Annotated in this window: 31 protein-coding genes, 1 pseudogene and 1 riboswitch; of the genes and pseudogenes, 26 read left to right on the top strand and 6 right to left on the bottom strand. The window is 29.3% G+C overall.

Going from position 1 to position 26,269, the window contains the following annotated elements:
• Nucleotides 1-103: 103 nt before the first annotated feature.
• The gene (locus OM90_RS06250; protein ID WP_058486041.1) at nt 104-787 is read right to left on the bottom strand and encodes a hypothetical protein; all 684 of its coding nucleotides are present in this window, start codon (nt 785-787) and stop codon (nt 104-106) included.
• 354 nt (nt 788-1,141) lie between these two features.
• Between OM90_RS06250 and cwlD the strand changes: the two genes are divergently transcribed.
• The 8 genes from cwlD (at nt 1,142) to OM90_RS06210 (ending at nt 8,962) form a co-directional block, all read left to right on the top strand.
• Nucleotides 1,142-1,861 carry an N-acetylmuramoyl-L-alanine amidase CwlD gene (cwlD, locus tag OM90_RS06245; RefSeq protein WP_058486040.1) on the top strand — a complete coding sequence of 240 codons (720 nt, stop codon included), beginning with the start codon at nt 1,142-1,144 and terminating at the stop codon, nt 1,859-1,861.
• Nucleotides 1,862-2,290: 429 nt separating this feature from the next.
• Nucleotides 2,291-3,676 (top strand): anthranilate synthase component I, encoded by a 1,386-nt coding sequence (trpE, locus tag OM90_RS06240; RefSeq protein ID WP_058486039.1) that lies wholly within the window; start codon nt 2,291-2,293, stop codon nt 3,674-3,676.
• A gap of 9 nt (nt 3,677-3,685) precedes the next feature.
• Nucleotides 3,686-4,264: an anthranilate synthase component II gene (locus OM90_RS06235; protein WP_058486038.1), complete on the top strand. Its 579-nt coding sequence runs from the start codon at nt 3,686-3,688 to the stop codon at nt 4,262-4,264.
• Entirely contained in the window at nt 4,258-5,274 is a 1,017-nt protein-coding gene (trpD, locus tag OM90_RS06230; RefSeq protein ID WP_058486037.1) for an anthranilate phosphoribosyltransferase, read from the top strand. Before OM90_RS06235 ends, trpD begins: the two co-directional genes overlap by 7 nt.
• The gene (trpC, locus tag OM90_RS06225) at nt 5,271-6,050 is read left to right on the top strand and encodes an indole-3-glycerol phosphate synthase TrpC (RefSeq protein WP_058486036.1); all 780 of its coding nucleotides are present in this window, start codon (nt 5,271-5,273) and stop codon (nt 6,048-6,050) included. The genes trpD and trpC overlap by 4 nt, the downstream gene beginning before the upstream one ends.
• Nucleotides 6,034-6,639: a phosphoribosylanthranilate isomerase gene (locus OM90_RS06220; RefSeq protein WP_084757985.1), complete on the top strand. Its 606-nt coding sequence runs from the start codon at nt 6,034-6,036 to the stop codon at nt 6,637-6,639. The genes trpC and OM90_RS06220 overlap by 17 nt, the downstream gene beginning before the upstream one ends.
• Nucleotides 6,640-6,744: 105 nt before the next feature.
• Nucleotides 6,745-6,847, top strand: a riboswitch (SAM riboswitch).
• Between the two features lie 72 nt (nt 6,848-6,919).
• On the top strand, nt 6,920-8,200 hold the full coding sequence (locus OM90_RS06215) for a homocysteine synthase (RefSeq protein ID WP_058486035.1): 1,281 nt from the start codon (nt 6,920-6,922) through the stop codon (nt 8,198-8,200).
• Nucleotides 8,201-8,392: 192 nt separating this feature from the next.
• Nucleotides 8,393-8,962 (top strand): thymidine kinase, encoded by a 570-nt coding sequence (locus OM90_RS06210; protein WP_058486034.1) that lies wholly within the window; start codon nt 8,393-8,395, stop codon nt 8,960-8,962.
• A 39-nt stretch (nt 8,963-9,001) separates the two neighbouring features.
• Here OM90_RS06210 and OM90_RS06205 read toward each other — a convergent pair whose 3' ends face one another.
• The gene (locus tag OM90_RS06205; protein ID WP_058486033.1) at nt 9,002-10,348 is read right to left on the bottom strand and encodes an MATE family efflux transporter; all 1,347 of its coding nucleotides are present in this window, start codon (nt 10,346-10,348) and stop codon (nt 9,002-9,004) included.
• A gap of 154 nt (nt 10,349-10,502) precedes the next feature.
• On the opposite strand from OM90_RS06205, the gene OM90_RS06200 reads away from it, so the two are divergent.
• Both OM90_RS06200 and OM90_RS06195 read left to right on the top strand, forming a co-directional pair.
• Nucleotides 10,503-10,925, top strand: a complete 423-nt coding sequence (locus OM90_RS06200) for a hypothetical protein (RefSeq protein WP_058486032.1) — start codon at nt 10,503-10,505, stop codon at nt 10,923-10,925.
• Nucleotides 10,926-11,347: 422 nt separating this feature from the next.
• A complete protein-coding gene (locus OM90_RS06195) occupies nt 11,348-11,527 on the top strand; it encodes a hypothetical protein (protein WP_058486031.1) in 180 nt (59 codons plus the stop codon).
• A 20-nt stretch (nt 11,528-11,547) separates the two neighbouring features.
• Here OM90_RS06195 and OM90_RS06190 read toward each other — a convergent pair whose 3' ends face one another.
• From OM90_RS06190 to OM90_RS06175, 4 genes are all read right to left on the bottom strand, one after another.
• Nucleotides 11,548-13,629 carry a heavy metal translocating P-type ATPase gene (locus OM90_RS06190; RefSeq protein ID WP_058486030.1) on the bottom strand — a complete coding sequence of 694 codons (2,082 nt, stop codon included), beginning with the start codon at nt 13,627-13,629 and terminating at the stop codon, nt 11,548-11,550.
• Nucleotides 13,630-13,645: 16 nt separating this feature from the next.
• Nucleotides 13,646-14,005: an ArsR/SmtB family transcription factor gene (locus OM90_RS06185; RefSeq protein WP_058486029.1), complete on the bottom strand. Its 360-nt coding sequence runs from the start codon at nt 14,003-14,005 to the stop codon at nt 13,646-13,648.
• A gap of 187 nt (nt 14,006-14,192) precedes the next feature.
• Complete coding sequence (locus tag OM90_RS06180; RefSeq protein WP_064505509.1) at nt 14,193-14,543, bottom strand: hypothetical protein; 351 nt, start codon at nt 14,541-14,543, stop codon at nt 14,193-14,195.
• Between the two features lie 132 nt (nt 14,544-14,675).
• Nucleotides 14,676-15,089: a hypothetical protein gene (locus OM90_RS06175; protein WP_058486028.1), complete on the bottom strand. Its 414-nt coding sequence runs from the start codon at nt 15,087-15,089 to the stop codon at nt 14,676-14,678.
• Between the two features lie 239 nt (nt 15,090-15,328).
• Here OM90_RS06175 and OM90_RS12585 point away from each other — a divergent pair, with 239 nt between their 5' ends.
• The 16 genes and pseudogenes from OM90_RS12585 to atpG all read left to right on the top strand — a co-directional run bounded on the left by OM90_RS12585 (nt 15,329) and on the right by atpG (nt 26,253).
• On the top strand, nt 15,329-16,381 hold the full coding sequence (locus tag OM90_RS12585) for an L-threonylcarbamoyladenylate synthase (protein ID WP_058486027.1): 1,053 nt from the start codon (nt 15,329-15,331) through the stop codon (nt 16,379-16,381).
• A gap of 9 nt (nt 16,382-16,390) precedes the next feature.
• On the top strand, nt 16,391-16,843 hold the full coding sequence (locus OM90_RS13145) for a low molecular weight protein arginine phosphatase (protein ID WP_058486026.1): 453 nt from the start codon (nt 16,391-16,393) through the stop codon (nt 16,841-16,843).
• A gap of 60 nt (nt 16,844-16,903) precedes the next feature.
• Complete coding sequence (gene rpiB / locus OM90_RS13140; RefSeq protein ID WP_058486025.1) at nt 16,904-17,332, top strand: ribose 5-phosphate isomerase B; 429 nt, start codon at nt 16,904-16,906, stop codon at nt 17,330-17,332.
• A gap of 42 nt (nt 17,333-17,374) precedes the next feature.
• Nucleotides 17,375-17,824, top strand: coding sequence for a deoxycytidylate deaminase (locus OM90_RS06155; protein ID WP_058486024.1), 450 nt, complete (start codon nt 17,375-17,377; stop codon nt 17,822-17,824).
• Between the two features lie 234 nt (nt 17,825-18,058).
• Nucleotides 18,059-19,117 carry a glycosyltransferase family 4 protein gene (locus tag OM90_RS13135; protein ID WP_058486023.1) on the top strand — a complete coding sequence of 353 codons (1,059 nt, stop codon included), beginning with the start codon at nt 18,059-18,061 and terminating at the stop codon, nt 19,115-19,117.
• A 123-nt stretch (nt 19,118-19,240) separates the two neighbouring features.
• Nucleotides 19,241-20,383 (top strand): non-hydrolyzing UDP-N-acetylglucosamine 2-epimerase, encoded by a 1,143-nt coding sequence (gene wecB / locus OM90_RS13130; RefSeq protein WP_064505508.1) that lies wholly within the window; start codon nt 19,241-19,243, stop codon nt 20,381-20,383.
• 82 nt (nt 20,384-20,465) lie between these two features.
• A complete protein-coding gene (locus tag OM90_RS06140; RefSeq protein WP_058486022.1) occupies nt 20,466-20,711 on the top strand; it encodes an AtpZ/AtpI family protein in 246 nt (81 codons plus the stop codon).
• Nucleotides 20,704-21,093, top strand: a complete 390-nt coding sequence (locus tag OM90_RS06135) for an ATP synthase subunit I (RefSeq protein ID WP_058486021.1) — start codon at nt 20,704-20,706, stop codon at nt 21,091-21,093. Before OM90_RS06140 ends, OM90_RS06135 begins: the two co-directional genes overlap by 8 nt.
• 3 nt (nt 21,094-21,096) lie before the next feature.
• Nucleotides 21,097-21,789: a F0F1 ATP synthase subunit A gene (gene atpB, locus OM90_RS06130; RefSeq protein ID WP_064505507.1), complete on the top strand. Its 693-nt coding sequence runs from the start codon at nt 21,097-21,099 to the stop codon at nt 21,787-21,789.
• Nucleotides 21,790-21,862: 73 nt separating this feature from the next.
• Nucleotides 21,863-22,123: pseudogene (locus tag OM90_RS13450) on the top strand (ATP synthase Fo subunit C); the annotation flags it as partial.
• Nucleotides 22,112-22,372 carry an ATP synthase F0 subunit C gene (atpE, locus tag OM90_RS13445; protein ID WP_408605911.1) on the top strand — a complete coding sequence of 87 codons (261 nt, stop codon included), beginning with the start codon at nt 22,112-22,114 and terminating at the stop codon, nt 22,370-22,372. The pseudogene OM90_RS13450 and the gene atpE (OM90_RS13445), both read left to right, overlap by 12 nt.
• Nucleotides 22,373-22,401: 29 nt before the next feature.
• On the top strand, nt 22,402-22,683 hold the full coding sequence (gene atpE, locus OM90_RS06120) for an ATP synthase F0 subunit C (RefSeq protein WP_058486019.1): 282 nt from the start codon (nt 22,402-22,404) through the stop codon (nt 22,681-22,683).
• Between the two features lie 49 nt (nt 22,684-22,732).
• On the top strand, nt 22,733-23,251 hold the full coding sequence (atpF, locus tag OM90_RS06115; protein ID WP_058486018.1) for a F0F1 ATP synthase subunit B: 519 nt from the start codon (nt 22,733-22,735) through the stop codon (nt 23,249-23,251).
• A complete protein-coding gene (locus tag OM90_RS06110) occupies nt 23,239-23,784 on the top strand; it encodes a F0F1 ATP synthase subunit delta (protein WP_058486017.1) in 546 nt (181 codons plus the stop codon). Before atpF ends, OM90_RS06110 begins: the two co-directional genes overlap by 13 nt.
• 20 nt (nt 23,785-23,804) lie before the next feature.
• Entirely contained in the window at nt 23,805-25,316 is a 1,512-nt protein-coding gene (gene atpA, locus OM90_RS06105; RefSeq protein ID WP_058486016.1) for a F0F1 ATP synthase subunit alpha, read from the top strand.
• Between the two features lie 76 nt (nt 25,317-25,392).
• Nucleotides 25,393-26,253: an ATP synthase F1 subunit gamma gene (atpG, locus tag OM90_RS06100; protein ID WP_058486015.1), complete on the top strand. Its 861-nt coding sequence runs from the start codon at nt 25,393-25,395 to the stop codon at nt 26,251-26,253.
• Nucleotides 26,254-26,269: the final 16 nt, after the last annotated feature.

The raw sequence follows: 26,269 nt of genomic DNA, 5'->3' as shown, positions 1-26,269 counted from the left end.
AAAAACTCCTTTCTGGTTTTATTGTTTTATATAATTATTACCAGAAAGGAGTAATTATTTTCGTTTAAGCACAGATTTTTTTACACTACTAGATATCTCATTTTTATTTCATTAATAATTCTTGAATTTGTTCTACCTGTTCTTCTGTTATTATTCCTTCTTCTACTAATTCTTCGAATAAAGGTTTATTTTCTTCTTTATTTTTTTCTAAATAAGCTCTTTTTTCTTCTTCTGTCATAGATTGAATGCTTTGTATTTCTGCTTGTCTTTCTTCTTCTTTTTCTTGATTAAATGCTTCCCATGCAGTAGCTTCATCTTCTGTTATTATTCCTTCTTCTAATGCTAAACTAATAATATTTCGAAATCCTTGTTGATTTTTTTGTTGTGGCATTGTTAATTTAATTTCTTCAGCCTGTTCTTCTGTTATTATTCCTGCTTCTACTAATTCTTCAAGTAAAGATTTATTTTCTTCTTTATTTTCTACTAAATAAGCTTGTCTTTCTTCTTCTGTCATAGATTGAATGCTTTGTATTTCTGCTTGTCTTTCCTCTTCTTTTTCTTGAACAAATGCTTCCCATGCAGTAGCTTGTTCTTGAGTTATAATTCCTTTTTCTATTAAATTTGATAAATTAAATCCTTGATTGTTTCTTATCATATTATTTACATTAACTGTAGGGCGTATAGGTTGTTGATTAGCAACATTTAAATTTAAAGCAAAAATATTAGAAGCACATGATAAAGTTAAACCTCCAGCAATAACCATACTTAATAAACTTTTTTTATTCATTTGTATCTCCCTTTCTTTATTTTTTATTTATTTACATTGACATTATGAATTATCGTTGTCACAATTTTGTTACAATAATTTAAATATTTCATGTATTTTATTTTAATAGATAGGTTGTTGAATAACTAAAATTACTATGTAAATAGTTGTCACTTAATATTATCATGTTAAATACCAACCAAAGACAATTATCTAGAAATGACGATTAATATAATCATAATATTTAACGTTATAAAATATAATTCTTTGAAAATTGTTAAAATATTTATGTTAAAAAATATATAACTAGTTTTGGTCATATATATTATTAATAAGAATAAAATATAATAACATAAGATATATTGGGGTGAAGATATGAATTTACATGTTAAAACTCCTAAGATTTATGTTGCTATTGGAATAATTTTAGTAATTTTTTTAGGTTATAATATATATGCAACTAGGACAGTAAGTACTTTTGCATTGCCTACTGCTAAACGAGTGATAGTTATTGACCCGGGGCATGGAGGATTTGACCCAGGAAAGTTGGGAACTAACGGAGTACATGAAAAAGATATTAATCTTGCAATAGCCTTAAAACTCCAATCATATTTAGAACAAAGTGGAGCTTATGTAATTATTACAAGAAATACTGATGAAGGATTAAATGAAGAAGGGGATACAAATAAAAAAAGTTCAGATATGAGAAGAAGAAAGGAATTAATTAATAGTAGTGAGGCAGATATATTAATTAGTATTCATCAAAACAGTTTTACTCAATCTAAATATAAAGGAGCACAAGTGTTTTATCATGGCCATTCCAAAGAAGGGGAAAGATTAGCAAAATCTATTCAAAATAAATTTAAAGAATTTGTAGATGCTACTAATAAAAGAGAAGCAAAAGCAAATACAGATTATTATATTTTAAGAACTACCGAGATACCAGCAGTTATTGTAGAATGTGGTTTTTTAAGTAATCCAGAAGAAGAAGCTAATCTAAATAATGAAATTTATCAAGAAAAGGTAGCTTGGGCTATATATGCGGGGATAGTTGATTATTTTAATAATGCAGAAGAAATGAATGATGATAAATAAATATAAATTTTAAAAATCCTCTTTACAAATTTTTGATATTTTCATATAATATAAAAAAGTAAAAATTTTAAAATCGATGATTAGAAAGAGTACTTTTAGGGTTTTGTTTCAGCGAGCCGGCGTTTGGTGTGAGGTCCGGTACAAAGTCCTTTAAGGAATGGTTCTAGGAGATGCTAGGTGAAATGTAAAAGAGTAGCCGATGCCGGGGCCTCCCGTTATAGAGGAAAGATATCGAGCGTAAGCTCCGTATCGGATTAGTAATACTTAAATGTATTGGGTGGCTAAATAAGACATTTGTCCCAAAGGATGAATGTCTTTTTTTATTTAAACCTAATACTTTAAGATATTGGGTGGCATAGCGAAGTAAATCCTTCGTCCCAATTTGGGGCGAAGGATTTTTTAGTTAATAATTTGTTTAGGAGGAATGATATGGAATTTAAAGTATATTTAAAACAATTAGAAGGAGATAGTTATACTCCTATAACTTTATTTCAAAAATATGTAGGATGTGAAAAAGGTTTTTTACTAGAAAGTAATCACGAAGAAAAGGGAAGATATTCCTTTATAGCAAAAAATCCTTTTGCAGAATTAAAAGGAATGGATAAAAAAATTATTATAAAGGAAGGTGATAAGATAACAGAAAAAAATGGGAAGATAATGAATATATTAAGGGAGTATATGTCAAATTTCAAAATAAAAAATCATAGTTCTATTCCCTTTGCAGGAGGTGCAGTAGGAACAGTAGGATACGATATTGTAAGGCAATATGAAAAATTACCAAAACCCAATAAAGATACTATAAAAGTTCCGGATGTTCATCTTATGTTTACTAAGGAAATCATAGCTTATGATAATTTAAAAGAGCAGGTTTTTCTTATGGTTTTAGAAGAAGATAATGAAGAAGGAAAGAAAAAAGCAGAAGAAAAAATAGCTTATATGGAAAGAGAATTGCAAAATAAACAAGAGATAGATATTCCCCGATTTGATAATAAAAATATTAAAAAAATCACTAGTAATATGACTGATGAAGAATATATGGATAAAGTTAAAAAAGCAAAAAAATATATATACGAAGGAGATATATTTCAAGTAGTTCTTTCTAAAAGATGGGTTGTAGAAGCTGATATAGATTCTTTCTTGCTTTATAGAAAACTTAGAAAACTTAATCCATCACCCTATCTTTTTTACTTAAATTTTGGAGAATACCAAGTAATAGGAAGTTCTCCTGAAATGCTAGTAGAGCTTAGAAAGGATAAGATTTATAACTGTCCTATTGCAGGGACAAGAAAAAGAGGAAAAGATAAAAAAGAAGATGAACTACTATCTAAGGAATTATTAAATGATGAAAAAGAAAAAGCAGAACATATTATGCTAGTAGATTTAGCAAGAAATGATATGGGAAGAGTAGCAAAAATAGATTCTGTTTCTGTTAAAAATTTTATGGAAGTGCATTATTATTCCCATGTAATGCATTTAGTATCTTTAGTGGAAGGAACTAAAAAGGAAGGAGAAGATGCTTTTTCTATACTTCATTCCTTTTTGCCAGCAGGAACCTTATCAGGAGCTCCTAAAATTCGTGCTATGGAAATAATAGATGAATTAGAAGAAGAAAAAAGAGGTATATATGGAGGAGCTGTTGGATATTTTGGTTTTGATGGTGATATGGATATGTGTATTGCTATTAGAACTATGATTAAAAAAGAAGGGAGAATATATATGCAAGCAGGAGCAGGGATTGTAGCTGATTCAGACCCTAAAAAAGAAAATGAAGAATCTGAAAATAAAGTGAAAGCCTTATTAAAGGTTTTAGAATAGGAGGGTAATATGGTTTTATTAATAGATAATTACGATTCTTTTACTTATAACTTATATCAATATATAGGTAGATATGAAAAAAATATAAAAGTAGTAAGGAATGATGAAATATCTATAGAAGAAATAGAAGATATAAATCCTGATTATATTGTTTTATCTCCAGGGCCTAAAACGCCAAAAGAAGCAGGAATTTGTGTTGATGTAGTAAAAAGATTTTATAAAAAAATACCTATACTTGGTATTTGCCTGGGACATCAATGTATAGGAGCAGCCTTTAAAGCTAAGATAGTCCATGCTAAAAAATTATTCCATGGAAAATCCAGCATAATAATGCATAAGGGTACTAGGATTTTTAAAGGAATAAAAAATCCTATGAAAGCAGCAAGATATCATTCTTTAGCAGTAGATATTAATACTATACCAGATTGTTTTGAAGTTGCAGCTACCACAGAAGATAAGGAAGTAATGGCAATATTTCATAAAGAATATCCTCTATTTGGACTACAATTTCATCCAGAGTCTATATATACACCTGATGGTATGAAAATAATAGAAAATTTTTTAAGAAAGGAAGATGAGCTATGTTAAGAGAAGCTGTAGAAACCTTATTGGAAGGGAAAGATTTAACAGAAAATCAAATGATAGAAGCTATGGAAAGTATTATGAATGGGGAAGCTACTAATACTTTAATAGGCAGTTTTTTAACAGCTCTTAAGATAAAAGGTGAAACCCCTGAAGAAATTACAGGGGGAGCTAAAGTAATGAGAAAAAAAGCAGAAAAAATAGATTTAGAAGGCCTTTATACTTTAGATACTTGCGGAACAGGTGGTGATGGAGCAGGAACTTTTAATATATCAACTGCAGTAGCGTTTATAGCAGCTTCAGCAGGGATTTATGTAGTAAAACATGGAAATCGTTCAGTGTCTAGTAAAAGTGGAAGTGCTGATGTATTAGAAGCATTAGGAGTTAATATATCCCTCACTCCAAAACAAGTAGAAGAATGTATAAAAGCTCAAAATATAGGATTTTTATTTGCTCCAACATTTCATAAGGCAATGAAATATGCCCTAGGGCCAAGAAAAGAATTAGGATTTAGAACTATATTTAATGTTTTAGGTCCTCTTACTAATCCAGCAGAAGCAAAAGCTCAAGTTATGGGTGTATTTGATGATAGCTTAACAGAAATTATGGCTAGAGTACTTTTAAACTTAGGAGTAGAACATGCTATGGTAGTCCATGGAATGGATGGATTAGATGAGATAACTATAACTGATAAAACAAAAGTAACAGAATTAAAAAATAAGGAAATAAATACTTATTTTATATCTCCAGAACAATATGGAATAGAAAAAGGGAAAAAAGAAGATTTAGTAGGAGGGGATGCTAAAGAAAATGCAGAAATTATAATGAATATATTAAAAGGCGAGAAAGGGCCTAAAAGAGATATTGTTCTTTTAAATAGTGGAGCAGCCCTTTATGTAGGCAAAAAAGCAAAATCTATAGAAGAAGGAATAAATATGGCTAAAAAATTAATAGATGAAGGTTATGCCCTTAATAAATTAGATGAATTTAGAGAATATACTAGGAGGTTTTTATGATACTAGATAAAATTGTAGAAAAGAAAAAAGAAAGATTAGAAGAACTAAAAAAAAATATAAGTATTTCTGTTCTAGAAGAAAAAATAAAAACACAAAAAATTCCTAAATCTTTTTATAAAGCTATGACAAAACCAGGGCTTTCAATTATAGGGGAGATAAAAAAAGCTTCCCCATCTAAGGGAATAATAAAGGAAAACTTTAAACCTATAGAAATAGCAAAGGAATATGAAACCTGCGTTGATGCTATTTCAATTTTAACAGAAGAAGATTTTTTCTTAGGGTCTAAAGAATATCTTAAGGAAGTTAATAAAGAAGTAAAATTACCTTTACTTAGAAAAGATTTTATAATAGATCCTATTCAAATTTATGAAGCAAGAGCTTTAGGAGCTAGTGCAGTTCTTCTTATAGCAGCTATATTAGATGATTATAAATTAAAAGAATTTATTAATATCACCCATTCCCTTTATATGGACGCTTTAATAGAAGTTCATGATGAAGTTGAATTAGAAAGGGTGCTTAATACTAATGGAGCAATAATAGGTATTAATAATAGAAATTTAAAGAATTTTAGTGTGGATATAAATACTACAATAAAACTTAGAAATAAAATTCCAAAAGATAAAGTAGTTATAAGTGAAAGTGGAATTTTAACTAAAGAAGATATAATAAAACTTAAAAAAGCTGAAATAAATGGGATTTTAGTTGGAGAAAGTTTTATGAAATCAGAAAATATTAGAAAAAAAGCTGAGGAGTTTAAAAATGCTTATAATACCTAAAATTAAGATTTGTGGTTTAAAAAAGTTAGAACAAATACATATGATAAATAAATATGAAGTAGATTATGTAGGGTTTGTATTTGCAAAAAGTAAAAGACAAATAAGTCCGAAGACTGCAAAAGAAATGAAATTAGCTTTAAGAGAGGATATAAAGGCTGTGGGAGTATTTGTTGATACTCCTATAGAAGAAGTAAATAAAATAGCTAAGTATTGTAATTTAGATATAGTTCAACTTCATGGAAGGGAAACGCCTAAAGAATGTGAACAGTCTATAGTTCCTGTATGGAAGGCATTCTCTGTTAAAGAAAAACTAGAACTTAATTTAATAGATGAATATAAAAAAGTATCAGGTTTTTTATTTGATAGTAGTAGAGGGGGGTCTGGAAAAACTTTTGATTGGGATTTAATAAAAGGAATTTCAAAATCTTATTTTACGATTTTAGCTGGAGGATTAAATATTGATAATATAGAAAATGCCATAAAAAAAGTTAACCCTCATGTAATAGATGTAAGTTCTGGAGTAGAAACTAATGGAGAAAAAGATGAAGAAAAAATAAAAGAGTTTATTAGACGAGCTAAAGCAATATAAAATATCAAAAAATAATGAATTATATAATTTTATAAAAATATCTTGACAAAACATATTTTAATCCTTATAATTCTTATAAAAATACTATAAATTAAAAATCAAAAACTCTTATCAAGAGTGGTGGAGGGACTGGCCCAATGAAGCCCAGCAACCGGTATTTTACCAGGTGCTAAATCCTGCAGTATATTTTTATACTGAGAGATAAGAGGGGAAATAAAACTCTCCTTTTATTTTAGGAGAGTTTTTTATTTTATAAATAATTTTAAAAGGAGAGATGGTTATGAATGAAAAAAAATACAAATTTGATACTATTCAAGTTCATGGAGGTCAGGAAGTAGACCCAGTAACAAGGTCAAGAGCAGTTCCTATTTACCAAACAACTTCCTATGTTTTTAAAGACGCAGATCATGCTGAAAATTTATTTGCCCTTAGAGAATCAGGGAATATTTATACAAGAATTATGAATCCTACAACAGATGTATTTGAGAAAAGAGTGGCACAGTTAGAAGGAGGAGTAGGAGCTCTAGCAGTAGCTTCTGGTTCTGCAGCTATAACTTATGCTATAACAAATATAGTAGGAGCAGGAGAAGAAATAGTTTCTGCATCTACCTTATATGGAGGAACTTATAATTTATTTGCCAATACCCTCCCTCGTTTTGGGATTAAAACCAAGTTTGTAGATCCGGATAATGTAGAAAATTTTAGAGAGGCAATTAATGAAAAAACAAGAGCTATTTATATAGAGTCTATTGGAAATCCAGGAATAAATATAATAGATATTGAAGAAGTAGCTAAAATTGCTCATGAAAATAAAATTCCACTTATTATTGATAATACTTTTGCAACTCCTTATCTTTTAAGACCTATTGAATATGGAGCTGATATAGTTGTTCATTCTGCAACTAAATTTATAGGAGGACATGGAACTTCTATAGGAGGAGTGATAGTAGACTCTGGAAATTTTGATTGGGAAGGAAGCGGGAAATTTCCTATTTTAACAGAGCCTGATAGGAGTTATCATAATATTAGATATACTGAAGCTGTAGGAAATTTAGCTTATATAGTAAAAGCTAGGGTGACACTTTTAAGGGATACAGGAGCAGCTATTAGTCCATTTAATTCCTTCTTATTTTTACAAGGTTTAGAAACTCTTTCTCTTCGTATGAAAGCTCATGTTTCAAATGCTAAAAAGATCGCAGAGTTTTTGCAAAACCATCCAAGAGTAGCTTGGGTAAATTATCCTGGATTAGAAGGAAATAAATATTATAAATTAGCTAAAAAATACTTACCAAAAGGAGCAGGTTCTATTTTAACCTTTGGAATAAAAGGAGAGGAAAAGGAAGCTAAAGAATTTATAAACAAATTAGAATTATTTTCTAATCTTGCTAATGTGGCAGATACTAAATCTTTAGTAATCCATCCAGCTAGTACTACTCATCAACAATTATCTAAAGAAGAACAGCTTAGTGCAGGAGTAACTCCAGATACGATTAGATTATCTATAGGTATAGAAGATGTAGAAGATTTAATAGATGATATAAAACAAGCGTTAGAAAATTAACAAAAAGATAGCCAGAGAAAATATAAAGTTTCTCTGGCTTATTTATTTTATGTAGATTAAAAATTTAAGAAAAAGATATTTAAATTTCAATAAAGTTAATGTAAGTAATACTGTTTAAGTAATTTTTTATTGCAAACTTATATATTATATGAAATAATATTAGCCGTATAATATAAATTGGAGGATAGTATTATGTTTTTACCAGATGGATATGGAAGTTTAGAAGTAATTTGTGGACCTATGTTTTCAGGAAAATCTGAAGAACTTATTAGAAGACTAAGAAGAGCTAAAATAGCAAAACAAAATGTATTAGTTTTTAAACCTAAAATAGATAATAGATATGAAAATGAATATGTTTGTTCTCATGATGGTAATAATATCAAGGCGATTAATATAACTAATTCAGAAGAAATATTAGAATACATAGATGCAGAGACAGATGTTATAGGTATTGATGAAGTACAATTTTTAGAAGGAGATATTGTATCTATATGTAGAAAGTTAGTAAAAGAAGGGAAAAGAGTGATATGTGCAGGATTGGATATGGATTTTAGAGGAGAACCCTTTGGATTAGTTCCGCAGCTTTTAGCTGTAGCTGATAATATAACAAAATTAACAGCTATTTGTATGAAATGTGGAAAACCTGCTATATTTACGCAAAGACTTGTGGATGGAAAACCAGCTAAATATGATGACCCTTTAATACTTATAGGGGCAAAAGAGTCTTATGAAGCAAGATGCAGAAAGTGTCATGAAATATAACATATTAGATATATTTTACTTAAAAAAAGTGCCAATAGGTTAACCTAATGGCACTTTTTTTACTTGAGAAGATATAGTTATTTTAACACATATAATTCCTAATATCATACCTACTATCCATCCGGTTACAATGCTCCACCAAATAGAATTATATCCTATAAAGTTAGCTAGAAAATAAGATAAAAATACTCTTAAAAATAGATTGGTTAAAGTTATAAACATAAAAGACTTCATTTTTGAAAACGCTCTAAGAATTCCGTTACTAATCATTAAAAGAGAAAAAGGAAAATAAAATAATGATGTAATAGTAAGATAAGAAACTCCTATTTTAATAACTTCTTTGTTAGAATCAGAATCTATAAAAAACCCAATAAAATTATTTTTGAATATAAATATAATAATAGCAGAAGCCACACTATAAATAAGCATGGCTTTAATAGCTGAATTTTTCCCATCAATAACTCTATCTAATTTTTTTGCACCTATATTTTGAGCTGTAAAGCTAGATACAGAATTTCCCATAATTATAGCTATAATTTTAAAAAATGAATCAATTTTAATGGCAGCAGAATATCCTGCTACTACATTAGAGCCAAAGCTATTGACTAAAGCTTGTATAAATAGCTGCCCTAAGGAAACAATTGATTGTTGAATTATACTAGGGATAGCTATTTTACTCATTTTAATTAACATATTAAATTCAAAATATTTAGGAGGATTTTTAGTTTCAATCTTTTTAATTGTGTAAAATAAATATACAATAGTAAGTATAGAAGAAATTCCTTGAGCAATAAAAGTAGCCCAAGCAGCTCCAGCAACTCCCATATTAAATCCTGCCATAAAAATAAGGTCGAGGATAATATTTAACATAGAAGAAAAAATTAAAAAATACAAAGGCGTTTTAGAATCTCCTAAAGCATTAAAGGTAGATGTTCCGATATTATAAATAAATAGAAATATTAATCCTAATACGTAAATACGAAGATATAAAGAAGAATCATCAAATATATTTTGAGGTGTATTTAAAAGTTTAATAATATGGGAACACAAGATATTACCTAAAATTGTTAGCAATATACTTAAAGTAGTGATTGAAATAATAGCTGTAAAAATAGCAGTTTTGGTTTTAGTATAATCTTTAAATCCAAATAATTGAGATATAATTATAGAGCATCCAATCCCACTTCCAGTAGCAATAGCAATAAAAAGCATGGTTATAGGATAAGAGGCTCCAATTGCTGCAAGGGCATCTACTCCAGCAAAATTCCCTGCAATTACACTATCAGCGATATTGTAGAATTGTTGGAACATTCCACTTAATATCATGGGCATAGCAAAACTTAGTAGTATTTTGGAGGGGTTTCCTTTCGTCATGTCTTTAATCATTTGGCTCACCTTCTGTCAAATTAAAATTTTATTCTAGTAATTATAGCAGAAAAAGATATGAGTGTCATGTATATTTAGGAAATTAGGGTCATTGTAAAAAAAATAATATATTGGTAATATAAATATACATATTATAAAGAGTGGAGGTATTGCCTTGAAATTAGTTAATTGCAAAAGGTGTGGTAAGTTATTTCAATATAATGGTATATCTCAATATTGTCCAGTATGTATGCGTTATGATGAAGAAAATTTTAAAAAGATAAAAGAATATCTTTATGAACATCCAAAAGCTACTTTATTCCAAGTAGCAGAAGATTTAGATATTCCCGTGAAAATGATTGAACATTATTTAAAAGAAGGACGCCTAGAAATTGTGGAATCAGAAAATCTTTTTTTAAAATGCGAAATTTGTGGAACTTCTATTAAAAGTGGAAGATACTGTGACAAGTGTGTGAGATATTTAGATAGCGATCTTAAAAAAGCTGCTAGTGAAGCAGCAAGAAATCTTTTAATGCAAAGAGAAAGAAGAGATGAAAGAATGCGATATTTAAATAAAAATAAAATAAAGAAATTTTAAATATTATTAATATAGATTGAATTAATAAACTTCTTAAGAAATTAAAACAATGGAATAACCCCTAAACTCGGATTCTAGTGGCAATATATTATTTTATAAAAATTTAATGTAAGTTTTTAAAATTTATAAGAAAGGTTATTTTTAATTATGATAAATATTACAACTATATGCGTCGTCATTTCTAGTGATTGTTTTGGATACTTAACATGATACTAGAAAGTGACGACTATTTTAATACTAATTTAATTATTCAACAATCTAAATAATAGTATAATAATTAAAAAAATAAGATATAAAAAGACTTGAAAATTTATATAAAAAATAGTAAAATCAAAATAAATGATAATAATACTTATTTAAAAATTAATTTTAAGTAATAATCTAAATACTTAATTTTTTATTTAAAAAGAGAGGATGGTAATATGGAAAATTATGATGTTATTTTAGAATATTTTCAAAATGCCAAAGAACCAGTTAATGCCAGTAAAGTTGCGGCTGATACAGGGATAGACAAAAAAGAAGTAGATAAAGTAATGAAAAAATTAAAAAAAGAAGAAAAAATAGTTTCTCCTAAACGTTGTTATTGGGAAATAAAAAAATAAATGAGAGGCTTTCCTCTCATTTATTTTTTTAGACTAATTCTCATAGCATTTAATACTGCTATTAAAGTAACACCTACATCTGCAAATACAGCAGCCCACATAGTAGCAAAACCAAGAGAACCAAGTAATAAAACAAATATTTTAACTCCTAGGGCAAAAATTATATTTTGCCATACAATACTTCGAGTTTTTTTAGCGATTTTAATTGCCTCTACTATTTTAGAAGGTTCATCAGTCATAAGAACAATATCAGAAGCTTCTATAGCGGCATCAGACCCTACACCTCCCATGGCAATTCCAACATCTGCCATAGCTAATACAGGAGCGTCATTTATCCCATCTCCTACAAAAGCAAGCTTTTTATTAGATGTTTTTTTGTTTTGCAGTAGCTCTAATTTTTCTACTTTTTCATGGGGAAGGAGTTCACTATAATATTCATTTATATTAAGAATATTAGCTACTGCTTTAGCAGTAGAAGTATTATCTCCAGTTAGCATAATAGTATTTATCCCTAAATTTTTAAGTTCACTTATAGTTTTAGCTGAATCTTCTTTAATTTCATCAGAAATGGTTATCATACCTTCATAATTTCCATTAACAGCTATATAAACAATAGTAGAAGAAGCTTTAGAATTAACTTTAATATTATATTTGTTCATTAATTTTTCATTTCCTACTAATACTTCTTTATCATCGATTATAACTTTAAGCCCATGTCCTGCAATTTCTTTAACATCTTTTATTCTATTGCTATCGATATTATTTTTATATTCTTTTAAAATAGAAATAGCAATAGGATGGGTGGAGTTACTTTCGGCTAAGGCAGCATATTCTAAAATTTCTTCTTTTGATAAATTGCCAACACTAGAAATATTAGATACTTTAAATATTCCTTTAGTTAAAGTTCCAGTTTTATCAAAGACAATTGTGTTTACATTATTTAAAGCTTCTAAATAGTTACTTCCTTTTATTAATATACCATTTCTAGATGATTTTCCAATACCACTAAAAAATCCAAGGGGAATAGAAACAACTAAAGCACAAGGGCAAGATATTACAAGAAAAATAAGGGCTCTATAAAACCAAATAGAAAAACTTTCGCCATTAATAATAGGAGGAATTACTGCAAGAAAAACCGAAGTTATAACAACTATAGGAGTATAATATCTTGCAAATTTAGTAATAAAATTTTCTGTAGGAGCTTTTTTAGAACTAGCATTTTGAACTAAATCTAATATCTTTGATACAGTAGATTCTTTAAAAGGTTTTGTAACTTTTACTGTTATAACTCCTCTTTGGTTAATGGCCCCTGAAAGAACTTCATCTTTTACTTTAACATCTCTTGGAAGAAATTCTCCAGTTAAAGTAGAAGTATCAAGGGTAGAGCTTCCTTCTACTATAATCCCATCAAGAGGGATTTTTTCTCCAGGTTTTATTAATATTAAATCTCCCACCTTTATTTCTTCAGGTGATACTTTTTTTATTTCATTTTTTAGTTTTAAATTAGCATAATCCGGACGAATATCCATTAAAGCTTGAATAGACTTTCTTGAACGGCTAACTGCCATATTTTGAAATAATTCACCTATTTGATAAAAAATCATTACTGCTGCAGCTTCAGGAAATTCTCCTATGGCAAAAGCACCAATAGTTGCAATGGACATTAAAAAGTTTTCATCAAAAACTTCCCCTTTAAAAATATTTTTAATTGCTTTTATAAGAATTTCCAAACCTACTAAGATATAACTAATAAAGAAAAGACTTTTTTCTACCAATGGAGGAAATGGAATTATCAAAGCTAGCAAAAATAAAGAAATACTTATACTAAGTGTAATAATTTCATTTTTATATTCATTTTTTTTAGAAATATTTTGATTATTGTCAATGATACATATACCAGACTCTATATTTGTAGCTATGGAAGAAGCTTTTTTAACTATGGTGTCTATATTATTTTTATCATTAATTTCTATGGTCAGTTTTTGGGATATAAAATCAATATATGCATTTTTAACTCCAGGGATTAATTTTACTTTATCTTCTATTTTAGTAGCACAATTAGTACAATGTAGTCCTTGTAATATTAATTCTTTTTTTATCATATAAAAACCTCCTTATTTATTCCCTAACATGTTCTAAGCCTTGAGCGAAAATTTGATTAACATGGTCATCAGCTAGGGAATAATAAACTACTTTACCTTCTTTTCTATATTTAACAAGTTTTGCTTGCTTTAAGACTCTTAGTTGATGAGAAATAGCTGATTGAGTCATACCAAGAAGAGCAGCTATATCACATACACACATAGAAGATGAAGATAGGGCATAAAGTATTCTAATTCTAGTACTGTCTCCAAAGACTTTAAATAATTCTGCTAAATCATAGAGTTGCTCTTCTGGGGGCATATTTTCTCTTGCTTTATTTACAAGGTCTTCATGTATTATAGTACAATTACATGTTTCTATTTTATTTTTTTTCATTATAATCCTCCTAGCATTTTAATACATGAACAATCATTCATATGTTTAATTATATTATACAATATTTTAAATAAAAATCAATATTAAAAAATAATTAAATAATAATTTTTAATGTATAATTAAATGAATGATTGTATAATTAAAAAAAAGAACCGGTGTTTCTAAAAAGAGCCACCGGTATATTTTATTAAACAGTATTATGACTAAAAGAAGCTATCATATATACAGGAATATGAGTTATAGAACCAGTTGTATAAATTTCATGATAATTCCCACAGTTATTATATCCTTTCCAGTTACTATATCCACCACAAGCATTTCCAAGAGGGCAATAAGGAGCAGGGCCTTGACCAGTTACTAAAGTTACAAAGTAAGGATTTACTCCTATTAATACACCAGTAAAACCAGAACCAGATTGTCCACCACTATTAGTAAAAATAGTAATAGTTTCACCTATAAATTTACTTAATTCATATAATATTCCTCCATAGCCATAACCATAACCATATCCGTATCTACCATAAAATCCATTCGACATCATATTACCTCCTTTACATATATTTGGCTTTTTAGCCTATTACATATTATGGGATTAACATGAAAAATGTTCATTTATGTCTAAAAATAAATATTAATAAAAAAAGGTGGCATTTGCCACCCACCATTATTTTTATACAGCATTGTGTACAAAGGAAACAATAGAATCAATAGGAATATCTGCTACAGAACCAACGGTATAAACTGGATAACCATTCCAGCCACCAGATGAAATAGTTCCATTTTCACTACCTGGAAGAATAGGACCATAACCACTACCATAATTATTGCCATAACCACATCCATATCCATATTCAGGACCATATCCAGGAGCAAAATTTGTGCATGAATTTCCAAGAGCACAGCCTGGAGGAGGTCCTATACGAGTAAGAAGACGTACAAAACAATTATTTACACTAAGAACAACTCCAGTAAAACCAGAACCAGATTGCCCACCACTGTTAGTAAAAATAGTTACAGTTTCACCAATATAGTCACAAAGAAGATTAGCAAAATTTCCACCAGTAACAACATTTCCGTTTGCCATATAATATCCTCCTTTCAACATTTAAGTCTTAATATAATATATGGCGTTTTTTAGCAAATAGTTCCGAAACTAGTCAAATTATTTAAAAGTCTTGTTTTAAAGACTACTTTATCATATTCTATATAATAAAAAATGGTTACTTATCTAAAATAAATTTAATATTGTATTCAAAGACTTAGGATATGATATAATAAAAAATATAATATTTTAGAAAATTATTAGATAAGAAAGGGAAAAGTATGGATACAGTAATAAAAACATTAGATAAAGATAATATAGATGAAGCAATTATAAAAGAAGCTTCAAAAATTATAAAAAAAGGAGGATTAGTTGCTTTCCCTACAGAAACAGTTTATGGTTTAGGAGCTAATGCTTTAGATGAAATAGCTGTTAAAAAAATATTTAACGCAAAGGGTAGACCTTCAGATAATCCACTTATTGTGCATATTTCAGATAAAGAAGAAATTTCTTCTTTAGTAGAATATATTCCTAAAAATGCAAAAGCTTTAATGAATGCTTTTTGGCCTGGACCTTTAACATTAATTTTTCCTAAATCAAAAAAAGTTCCATATGTTATTACTGCAGGACTTTCTAGTGTTGCCATAAGATTTCCAGAAAATAAAATAGCCAGAGCTTTAATTAAAGAATCAGGAGTTCCTATTGCTGCTCCTTCTGCAAATATTTCAGGAAAACCTAGTCCAACTAAAGCTTCTCATGTTATAGAAGATTTAAAAGGTAAGATTGATATGATACTAGATGGAGGACATGTTAAGGTAGGTTTAGAATCAACAGTAGTAGATGTAACAGGAGATATTCCTATGATACTTAGACCTGGAGGAATAACGAAGGAAATGATAGAAGAGGTAATAGGAGAAGTTTTAATTGATCCGTCTATACTTTCTTTAAAAACTGTAAATTTTACTCCTAAAGCTCCGGGAATGAAATATAAGCACTATGCTCCTCAAGCAAAAGTTATTATTGTAGAAGGGAATTTAGATAAAGTTATAATCTCAATAAATCAATTTGTGAAGGAAAAACAAGCAAAAAATTTAAAGGTTGGAGTAATGGCAACTCTTCAAACAAAAAAATATTATAATGCAGATGTTATACTTTCAGTAGGGGATAGAAATAATCCAAAAACTATAGCATCTAATTTATTTGATACATTAAGGGCTTTTGACGAAGAAAAAGTGGATATAGTTTTTTCAGAAAGTTTTTCTGATAAGGAAATAGGACTTGCGATTATGAATAGATTAAGAAAATCTGCAGGATATAATATTATTAATGTTTGAGGTGAGGATATGAAAAGGATATTATTTGTTTGTACTGGGAATACTTGTAGAAGTCCTATGGCAGAAGCATTAGCTAAAAAAGAAATAAACAAATATTCTCTTGATATAAATGCATTCTCTAGGGGAATTGCAGTTTATTTTCCATCAGAAGCTAGTAAGCATGCTATTGAAGCTATGAAGGAATATGATGTTGACTTAAGTGACCATAAATCAAAACAATTAGATATTAAGGACATAGAAGAGGCAGATATAATTTTAACAATGACTAATAGACATAAACAATATTTATTACTTAATTTTAAAGAACATAAAGAAAAGATATTTACATTAAAAGAATTTGTAGAGGAATTTGGAGATGTAAAAGACCCTTTTGGAGGAAATATAGAAGATTATAAGAATTGTGCTAAAGATTTAAACAATTTAATAAAAAAACTTATAGAAAAATTATATAAAAACATGTAAAATATGCTTTGTTATAGTAAGAGCAGTGTTATATTAAAAAAGAAAAATGGAGGTAATGTAATGATAGCAATAGGAAGTGACCATGGAGGATATCAATTAAAACAAGAGGTTATTAAATATTTGAAAGAGAAAAATATAGAGTATAAAGATGTTGGATGTTATTCAACAGAATCTTGTGATTATCCTGAATTTGGGAAATCAGTGGCTAATTTAGTTGCTAATGGAACTTGTGATAAAGGGATCATTATATGTGGAACAGGGATAGGAATTTCTATAGCAGCTAATAAAGTTAAAGGAGTAAGAGCAGCTTTATGCCATGATTGTTTTTCAGCTCAAGCAACAAGAGAACATAATGATGCTAATGTATTAGCTATGGGAGCAAGAGTAATAGGGCCCGGTCTTGCTATTAAGATTGTTGAAACTTTTCTTCAAACAGAATTTTCTAATGAAGAAAGACATATACGTCGTATTAGACAAATAGAAGAATAGAAATATATAAGTTTTTTGAAACAAAATAATTAGGAGGATAATATGAGACCTAGCTGGGATGAATATTTTATGGGGATTGTGGATTTAGTAAAACAAAGATCTACTTGTCTTAGAAGACAAGTAGGAGCCCTTATTGTAAAAGATAAAAGAATTTTAGCTACTGGTTATAATGGAGCTCCTACGGGATGTTCTCATTGTGAAGAAGTAGGGTGTTTAAGAGAAAAATTAAATATTCCTTCAGGGCAAAGACATGAATTATGTAGAGCTCTTCACGCAGAACAAAATGCAATTGTACAAGCAGCAATGCATGGAGTATCGGTAAAGGGAGGAACTTTATATGTAACTCATCAGCCCTGTGTTATGTGTGCTAAGATGGCTATCAATGCAGGAATTAAAAGAATTGTATTTAAAGGAAGTTATCCTGATGAACTATCTATGGAACTTTTAAAAGAAGCAGGAATAGAAATAGAAAATTACAAAGATAAAAAATAAAAAAGTTAAAAAGAATAGCTATTTATTTAAAATACACTTTTATTGGAATTTATATCCAATCTAAAAGTGTATTTTTTATTTTATAATTTTTTGTTATACTATTATTAGAGATTAATTTTAAGGATGATTTTTAAAGTAAATAAAATTTATTTGACAAGTACTGTATATAAATATAAAATATACATGGTTTATAAAATATGTATGATGAAGGATAATATTAAGGGGAGATTATAAATGGTTTTAGGAATAAATGCTGGAGAAACCATATTTTTATATATAGCGGCTTTTATTTTAGCTTTTTTTATTAGTCTTATTACTACACCTTTAAGCAAAAAAATAGCATTTATGGTAGGAGCTGTTGATCAACCAAAAGAAAGAGGAATGCATAAAAAACCCATGCCAAGAATGGGAGGAATAGCTATTTTTCTTGGATTTATAATTACAGTTTTAATAATTACTCCTATGGTAGAAGTTTTTGAATGGAAGGAAATTTCAGGATTACTTATAGGAGGTTTTATAATTTTTTTATTGGGATTTTTTGATGATATTTATGATCTTAATGCAAAATTAAAACTTTGTGTGCAAATAGTGGCTGCTCTTATTGTCATTTATTCTGGGATAAAGATAGAGTTTGTAACATGGCCCTTTGCTGAAAATAATACTTTGTTATTACAAAACTTAAGCGTTCCTTTTACTTTATTTTGGATTGTAGGAGTTACAAATGCAGTTAACTTAATAGATGGATTAGATGGATTGGCTGCAGGAGTTTCATCTATAGCAGCTATTTGTCTTATGATTTTATCTATTTTATCTCAAAATCCTATAGGTCCAGTAGCAGCATTATTAACAGCTGCTTTAGCAGGAGCATGCATAGGATTTTTACCTCATAATTTTAATCCAGCAAAAATTTTTATGGGAGATACAGGTTCAACATTTTTAGGATTTATATTAGCTACTACTTCAGTTCAAGGATTTATTAAAGGATATACAGCAGTTACAATTATTATTGCAATCTTAGTACTAGGATTCCCAATTTTTGATACTATATTTGCTATTATTAGAAGAATAGTTAATCACAGACCTATTATGGAAGCTGATAGAGGACATCTTCATCATCGTTTAGTAGATAAAGGATATAGTCAAAAAAGAGCTGTTATTACTCTTTATGGAATTAGTGGAGGATTTGGGATTATTGGTATTTTAATTGCCCAAAAAGATACTTTATTAGCTCTTTTAGTATTTATTGTTATGGCAGTATCCTTATATATTATTACAAAAACAAAAAAAAGTTAAATATTAATAAGATTTTAAGCTGTTGGCACAAAAAGTGTCGACAGCTTTTTAATATATAATCTTGAATAAAAAAATTATATGTGTTTAAATAATAATATTAATAAGTAAGAAAGGTTGAAAATAATGGCAATAAAAGTGATGAGTGTTTTTGGTACAAGACCAGAAGCTATAAAAATGGCCCCAGTAGTAAAAGAATTAGAAAAAACTAAAGGAATAGAAAGTATTATTTGTGTTACGGCACAACATAGAGAAATGTTAGACCAAGTTCTTGATATTTTTAATTTAAATCCAGATTATGATTTAGATATTATGAAACATAGACAAACTCTTATGGATATAACTATTAGGGCTTTAGAAGGACTTGATAAGGTAATAAAAGAAGTTAAGCCTGATATTATTTTAGTTCATGGAGATACTAGTACTACATTTGTAGGAGCTTTAGCTGCTTTTTATAATAAAATAAAAGTAGGGCATGTGGAAGCAGGTCTTAGAACTTATGATAAATATCAGCCATTTCCAGAAGAAATGAATAGAAAGCTTACAGGTTCTTTAGCAGATATTCATTTTGCTCCAACTGCTCTTGCCAAAGAGCATTTATTAAAGGAAGGGATTCCAGAGGAATTAATATTTATAACAGGGAATACTGCTATTGATGCTTTAAAAACTACTATAAAAAAAGATTATATTTTTGGAGTAGAAACTTTAAATAATATAGATTATAAAAATAAAAGAGTTATTACTATGACAGCCCATAGAAGAGAAAATTTAGGAGAACCTTTAAAAAATATATGTAAAGCAGTATATAGATTAGTAGAAGCTTTTAAAGATGTAGAAGTAGTTTATGCAGTACATAAAAATCCAGCAGTTCAAGAAATAGCTTACAAAATTTTAGGTAATCATAAAAGGATTCATTTAGTTGACCCATTGGATTTGAAAGATATGCATAATTTAATGAATTTATCATATCTTGTAATGACAGATTCAGGAGGACTACAAGAAGAAGTGCCTTCCATGAAAAAACCAGTATTAGTTCTTAGAAATGTAACAGAGCGTCCCGAAGGAGTTGAAGCTGGAACTCTTAAACTGGCTGGTACAAAGGAAGAAGATATATTTAATATAGCCTCTATGTTACTTAAAAATAAAAAGGAATATGAAAAAATGACACAAGCTAAAAATCCCTTTGGAGATGGGTATGCTTCTTCTAGAATTGTAAAAGCTATATTATATTTCTTTGGGAAAAGAAAAGAAAGACCTGAAGATTTTTAATATTATTAAAATTCATGCATAGTAGACACTAAAAAAAGAAAAGTGTATAATAGATAAAAAGTTTTAATAGGTGGGGAGTATTATGAAAAAAAATTTAGAATTTTTATCATTTATTTCTTTAATAACTCAAATAGGAATTGTAATGGCCCTGCCTATTATAGGATGTATACTTATTGGTAATTTTTTGGATAATAGACTTAATAGTGGGGGATTATTTTTAGTAATTTTTTCTGTTTTAGGAGTTGGAGCAGCTTTTAGGAATTTATTTATTATTACTGCTAAGGGTACAAAAAGCGGAAAAAAGAGAAAGGATGGAAAGAATGAGTGATCGTATTCCAGATGGGAAGCGACTCATTATTGGTATTATTATTACTGGAGTTATTATAGGAGTGATAGGTAGCTTAATAGTGGAAAAACCATTTGTTTTTATAAAAGGTGTTTTATTTGGAAGTATTTTTTCTATATTAAAACTTAGATTAATGGAATTAAGTATAAAAAAATCCCTTAGTATGCCACCGCACAAAGCTAGTAAGTATGCCACAGGGAATTATATGATTAGGTACATAATAACTGGGATAATTTTACTTGTGGCGGCTTTAGAGCCTAGTATTAGTTTAATAGGGACTTTTTTGGGCTTACTTACTATGAAATTTTCAGTTTTTCTCATGTTTTTTGGATACAACATAATAAAAAATAAAAAGGAGGTGTAAAGATTGGAAAATCTAGATTTTTATAATCATAATATTTTTCCTATACAAATAGGGGATAATCAATTTTGGATTACAACTACAATTGTAAACACATGGATTATAATGGGAGTACTTTTTGTTTTTGCTATTATTGTGAGACTCTCTTTAAAGAAATTTGAAGACATACCAAAGGGATTTCAAAATGTTATAGAAGCTATAGTAGATATATTTTATTCTTTTACTTCTAGTACCATGGGAGAAAAAAACAAAGGCTTTGCACCCTTTTATGGAAGCATGTTTTTGTTTATATTATTGGCCAATTTATCAGGACTAGTAGGGTTAAGACCCCCTACAGCAGATATTGCAACTACTTTATCTTTAGCTTTAATGACATTTTTTATGGTTCAAGGTTATGGTATTAAAAGTAATGGAATAGGCAAATATATAAAAGGGTTTTTTGAACCTATACCATTTTTATTCCCTTTAAATGTTATAGGAGAATTAGCCAACCCAGTTTCTCTTAGTTTCCGTCTTTTTGGGAATATTCTAGGAGGAACAATTATAATGGCTCTTTGGTATTCTATGCCTTGGATTGCTCTTAAAATAGGATTACCTGCAGTTTTGCATGCTTATTTTGATGTATTTGCAGGGGTATTACAGACTTTTATTTTTGTAATGCTTAGTATGACCTTCGTATCTAGTGCTATGGAAGGTTAAATGGACCTCATTAACATAAGAAAGAGGTGAAGATATGGATGTAATGGGAATTTTAGATTTGCTTATAGGCTGGATGGAAAAGGTAGATAAAAGAGCTTTGATTCTTGGTTTTTCAGCAATAGGTGCAGGAATTGCCATGATAGCAGGAATAGGACCTGGAGTAGGACAAGGATTTGCGGCAGGAAAAGCAGCAGAATCAGTAGGGAAAAATCCAAAAGGAGGAAGACAAGCTACTTTAGTAATGCTTCTTGGAGCAGCAGTAGCAGAAACATCTGGGATTTTTTCATTAGTTATTGCTATAATTATGCTATTTGCCAATCCTTTGGTAACAAAAGAAGGAGTTGGGATAGTCTTAGCTGCCAGTGCTTTAGGGGCAGGAATATCTATGCTAGCAGGGATAGGACCTGGAATAGGACAAGGATATGCAGCAGGGAAAAGTGCAGAGGCTGTTGGTAAAAGGCCAGGACTTCAAAGCGTGATTGTAAGAACTATGTTGCTTGGGCAGGCAGTTGCTCAAACAACTGGTATTTATGCATTAGTTATTGCGTTATTATTATTATTTTCACAAATATTAACAAAATAAATTAAATTAATTTAAAGGAGGAATTTATAATGGAACAAATCGATGGAAGAGCTTTAATATTAGCATGTTCAGCAATAGGAGCAGGTCTTGCTATGATAGCAGGGATAGGACCTGGGATAGGACAAGGATATGCAGCAGGTAAGGGAGCAGAAGCTGTAGGGCGTCAGCCAGAAGCTCAAGGAGATATTATAAGAACAATGTTACTTGGAGCAGCAGTAGCAGAAACAACAGGTATTTATGGACTTATTATTGCCATTATTTTACTCTTTGCTAATCCACTTGTTGCTAAATATATTAGCCTTTTAGGATAATAGTATATTAATATCCATCTTAGGCAGCAAAGAGGAAGGAGGATGTCTCTTGGATGGCGGGATAATTAGTTTTGATTCACAGCTTTTATTTAGTTTAGGAATGCAACTTCTAAATACAGCTATTTTGTTTGCAGGACTTAGTTATTTACTTTTTAAACCTGTTAGAGAGTTTATGGAAAAAAGAACTCAGAAAATAAAAAGTCAAATAGATGAAGTAAAAGCAGAAGAAAAAAGAGTATTAGAAATGAAAAATGAATATGAAAGCAAATTAGAAAATGTTGAAGAAGAAGCAAATCAAATTTTAAAAGAAGCTAGAAGAAAAGCTTTAGAAAAAGAACAAGAAATAGTAGAACAAGCAAAAGAAGAAGCCAATGTCATAAAAGATAGAGCATTAACAGATATAGAAAGAGAAAAAGCAAAAATGCAGGATGAAATAAAGAAAGAAATGATAGACATAGCATCTTTGGTGGCTTCAAAATTAGTTGCATCTTCCATAGATGATAAAAAGCATAATGAGTTAATTGATGAAGTAATTGATCAGATGGGGGATGTGACATGGAACAATTAATCGCAAAAAGATATTCTAAAGCTTTATTTGATTTAGCTATAGAAAGAGATACACTTGATGAATTTGAAAATCAAGTAGAAATAGTATACCAAATTTTAACAAACAATAAAGAATATATTCAAATTTTACAGAATCCTCGTGTGTTAATGGAGGAAAAAATAAAATTAATAAAAGAAGCATTTTCATCTAAAGTACTGGATGAAATAATGGGGCTTTTAATTTTAGTAGTTAAAAAAAATAGAGAGGAATACCTCTTAGATATATTAAATACATTTTTAGAAGAAGTAAAAAAATATAAGGGAATTGTAAAAGCTGTAGTTATTTCTGCAGTACCCTTAAATAGTGAACAAATAAGTCGAATAAGAGAAAAACTTACATATAGCCTAAAGAAAAATATACAAATAGATACACAAATAGACCCATCAATTATTGGAGGACTTAAGATTAGAGTTGGAGACAGAATATTAGATTCTAGTATTAAGGGAAAACTTGATTCATTAAAAACTAGGCTATACGATTTGCAACTTGTATAAAAAGGGGTGTAACCAAAAATATGAATTTAAAACCTGAGGAAATAAGTGCTGTTATAAAACAGCAAATAAAAAATTATCAGACTAATCTGGAAGTTGCAGATGTAGGAACTGTTATTCAGGTTGGGGATGGTATTGCTAGAATTCATGGTTTAGAAAAAGCAATGGCAGGAGAATTGCTAGAGTTTCCCAACGGCGTATATGGAATGGTACTAAATTTAGAAGAAGATAATATAGGAGTTGTACTTCTTGGTTCTGATGAAAAAATAAAAGAGGGAGATATAGTAAAATCAACTGGTAGAGTGGTAGAGGTTCCAGTAGGAGATGCTCTTATTGGAAGAGTTGTAAATGCTCTAGGACATCCTATAGATGGGAAAGGGCCTATTTCTACTAATAAATACCGTCAAGTAGAAAGAGTAGCTCCTGGAGTTATTGAAAGAAAATCAGTAGATACACCTCTTCAAACAGGGATAAAAGCTATTGATTCCATGGTGCCTATAGGCCGTGGACAAAGGGAATTAATAATTGGAGATCGTCAGACTGGGAAAACTGCTATTGCCATTGATACTATTATAAATCAAAAAGGAAAAGATGTTCTTTGTATTTATGTAGCAATTGGACAAAAAGCTTCTACTATAGCACAATTAGTAAAAACTCTTGAAAATCATGGAGCAATGGATTATACCACTATAGTGGCATCTACTGCTAGTGAGTTAGCTCCCCTTCAATACATAGCACCTTATGCTGGATGTGCTATGGGAGAAGAATGGATGGAAGAAGGAAAAGATGTATTAATTATATATGACGATCTTTCTAAGCATGCTGTAGCGTATAGAGCTATGTCATTACTACTTAGAAGACCACCAGGACGAGAAGCTTATCCTGGAGATGTGTTCTATCTTCATTCAAGACTTTTAGAAAGAGCAGCAAAACTTTCTGATGAAAATGGTGGAGGTTCTCTTACTGCACTTCCTATTATTGAAACTCAGGCAGGAGATGTATCAGCATATATTCCTACAAATGTTATTTCCATTACAGATGGACAGATATACCTTGAAACAGAACTTTTTAATGCAGGGGTTAGACCTGCTATAAATCCTGGGCTTTCAGTATCTCGTGTAGGAGGAGCAGCTCAAATTAAAGCAATGAAAAAGATAGCAGGCCCTATTCGTGTGGAATTAGCACAATATAGAGACCTTGCTTCTTTTGCTCAATTTGGATCAGAGTTAGATAAAGCTACAAGAGATACTTTAGCTCAAGGAGAACGAATTATGGAAGTGCTAAAACAACCGCAGTATAAACCTATGGCTGTTGAGCATCAGATATTAATTTTATTTGCTGCTACTAGAAAATACTTAATGGATATAGAAGTAGAAGATATTAGAAGATTTGAAGAAGAATTTATTGAATTTATTGACACTAAATATTCTGATATAGTAAGTGAGATTAGAGATAAAAAAGAAATAGATGAAGAATTAGAAGGTAAAATAGATAAAGCAATAAAGGAATTCAAAACTCAGTTTAAACATCAGTAAATATATTTACTGATGTTTAATAAATATAAATTAGAGAATTTATTCCCTTTAACTTAAATATGAAAGGGGTGAAATAATGGCCTCAATAAGGGATATAAAAAGAAGAATTAAAAGTGTTGATAGTACTAGTCAGATAACTAAGGCAATGAAGCTTGTTGCAACAGCAAAAATGCAAAAAGCAAAACAAAATTTAGAGGCTACAAGACCTTTTTTTAATAAGATGCAAGCTACTATTGCCTCTATTGTAAATAGGAGTAATGGGATTATCCATCCATATTTGACGGAAAGAAAAGTAAAAAATACCATGTATATCGTAATGGCTTCTGATAGAGGATTAGCTGGAGGATATAATGTTAATATATCTAAATTTGCGTATAATCATATGAGTGATAAAAATAATGTAAAACTTATAACTATTGGGAAAAAAGCTAAAGATTATTTTAATAGAAGAAATTTTAATATTTATGATTCATACTTAGGAATTTCAGAGAATCCTAAATATTTTTATGCTGCAAAGATTGGAGAAACAATATTAGATTTATACAAAAAGCAAGAAATAGATGAAGTGTATTTAGCTTATACTTCCTTTAAATCAACTATTAATCAAGAACCTATGATAATTAAAATACTTCCTGTAGATGTTTCAAAATTTGAAGAAGTAAATGAAATTGATAATACAGATATAATGAATTATGAACCTTCTGAAGAAGGTGTTTTAAATTATGTTATTCCAAAATATATAAGTAGCATTATTTATGGTGCTATGGTTGAAGCTGCAGCTAGTGAACAAGGAGCAAGAATGACAGCTATGGATTCAGCCACAGAAAATGCAGAAGATATAATTAGTAAATTAACTCTTCAATATAATAGAGCAAGACAAGCAGATATTACCCAGGAAATATCAGAAATAGTAGCAGGAGCAGAGGCTCTAAATTAGGCAGTAAATGGATAAA

The organism is Defluviitalea phaphyphila (assembly GCF_001466305.1).
GTDB classification, from domain to species: domain Bacteria; phylum Bacillota; class Clostridia; order Lachnospirales; family Defluviitaleaceae; genus Defluviitalea_A; species Defluviitalea_A phaphyphila.
This window is presented reverse-complemented; position numbering and strand designations above follow the sequence as displayed.

Excerpts from the sequence above, each read along its gene's own strand:
- OM90_RS06185 (WP_058486029.1), bottom strand. The coding sequence starts at position 14,005 with ATGAAAAAAAATAAAATAGAAACATGTAATTGTACTATAATACATGAA.
- OM90_RS06180 (WP_064505509.1), bottom strand. The coding sequence starts at position 14,543 with ATGTCGAATGGATTTTATGGTAGATACGGATATGGTTATGGTTATGGC.
- OM90_RS06205 (WP_058486033.1), bottom strand. The coding sequence starts at position 10,348 with ATGATTAAAGACATGACGAAAGGAAACCCCTCCAAAATACTACTAAGT.
- OM90_RS13135 (WP_058486023.1), top strand. The coding sequence starts at position 18,059 with ATGGTTTTAGGAATAAATGCTGGAGAAACCATATTTTTATATATAGCG.
- OM90_RS06195 (WP_058486031.1), top strand. The coding sequence starts at position 11,348 with ATGGAAAATTATGATGTTATTTTAGAATATTTTCAAAATGCCAAAGAA.
- OM90_RS06175 (WP_058486028.1), bottom strand. The coding sequence starts at position 15,089 with ATGGCAAACGGAAATGTTGTTACTGGTGGAAATTTTGCTAATCTTCTT.
- trpC (WP_058486036.1), top strand. The coding sequence starts at position 5,271 with ATGATACTAGATAAAATTGTAGAAAAGAAAAAAGAAAGATTAGAAGAA.
- OM90_RS06110 (WP_058486017.1), top strand. The coding sequence starts at position 23,239 with ATGGAACAATTAATCGCAAAAAGATATTCTAAAGCTTTATTTGATTTA.
- OM90_RS06235 (WP_058486038.1), top strand. The coding sequence starts at position 3,686 with ATGGTTTTATTAATAGATAATTACGATTCTTTTACTTATAACTTATAT.
- OM90_RS13145 (WP_058486026.1), top strand. The coding sequence starts at position 16,391 with ATGAAAAGGATATTATTTGTTTGTACTGGGAATACTTGTAGAAGTCCT.
- trpE (WP_058486039.1), top strand. The coding sequence starts at position 2,291 with ATGGAATTTAAAGTATATTTAAAACAATTAGAAGGAGATAGTTATACT.
- OM90_RS06140 (WP_058486022.1), top strand. The coding sequence starts at position 20,466 with ATGAAAAAAAATTTAGAATTTTTATCATTTATTTCTTTAATAACTCAA.
- OM90_RS06215 (WP_058486035.1), top strand. The coding sequence starts at position 6,920 with ATGAATGAAAAAAAATACAAATTTGATACTATTCAAGTTCATGGAGGT.
- atpG (WP_058486015.1), top strand. The coding sequence starts at position 25,393 with ATGGCCTCAATAAGGGATATAAAAAGAAGAATTAAAAGTGTTGATAGT.
- OM90_RS06250 (WP_058486041.1), bottom strand. The coding sequence starts at position 787 with ATGAATAAAAAAAGTTTATTAAGTATGGTTATTGCTGGAGGTTTAACT.
- OM90_RS06155 (WP_058486024.1), top strand. The coding sequence starts at position 17,375 with ATGAGACCTAGCTGGGATGAATATTTTATGGGGATTGTGGATTTAGTA.
- OM90_RS06220 (WP_084757985.1), top strand. The coding sequence starts at position 6,034 with ATGCTTATAATACCTAAAATTAAGATTTGTGGTTTAAAAAAGTTAGAA.
- OM90_RS12585 (WP_058486027.1), top strand. The coding sequence starts at position 15,329 with ATGGATACAGTAATAAAAACATTAGATAAAGATAATATAGATGAAGCA.
- rpiB (WP_058486025.1), top strand. The coding sequence starts at position 16,904 with ATGATAGCAATAGGAAGTGACCATGGAGGATATCAATTAAAACAAGAG.
- wecB (WP_064505508.1), top strand. The coding sequence starts at position 19,241 with ATGGCAATAAAAGTGATGAGTGTTTTTGGTACAAGACCAGAAGCTATA.
- OM90_RS06135 (WP_058486021.1), top strand. The coding sequence starts at position 20,704 with ATGAGTGATCGTATTCCAGATGGGAAGCGACTCATTATTGGTATTATT.
- OM90_RS06210 (WP_058486034.1), top strand. The coding sequence starts at position 8,393 with ATGTTTTTACCAGATGGATATGGAAGTTTAGAAGTAATTTGTGGACCT.
- trpD (WP_058486037.1), top strand. The coding sequence starts at position 4,258 with ATGTTAAGAGAAGCTGTAGAAACCTTATTGGAAGGGAAAGATTTAACA.
- cwlD (WP_058486040.1), top strand. The coding sequence starts at position 1,142 with ATGAATTTACATGTTAAAACTCCTAAGATTTATGTTGCTATTGGAATA.
- atpE (WP_058486019.1), top strand. The coding sequence starts at position 22,402 with ATGGAACAAATCGATGGAAGAGCTTTAATATTAGCATGTTCAGCAATA.
- OM90_RS06190 (WP_058486030.1), bottom strand. The coding sequence starts at position 13,629 with ATGATAAAAAAAGAATTAATATTACAAGGACTACATTGTACTAATTGT.
- atpA (WP_058486016.1), top strand. The coding sequence starts at position 23,805 with ATGAATTTAAAACCTGAGGAAATAAGTGCTGTTATAAAACAGCAAATA.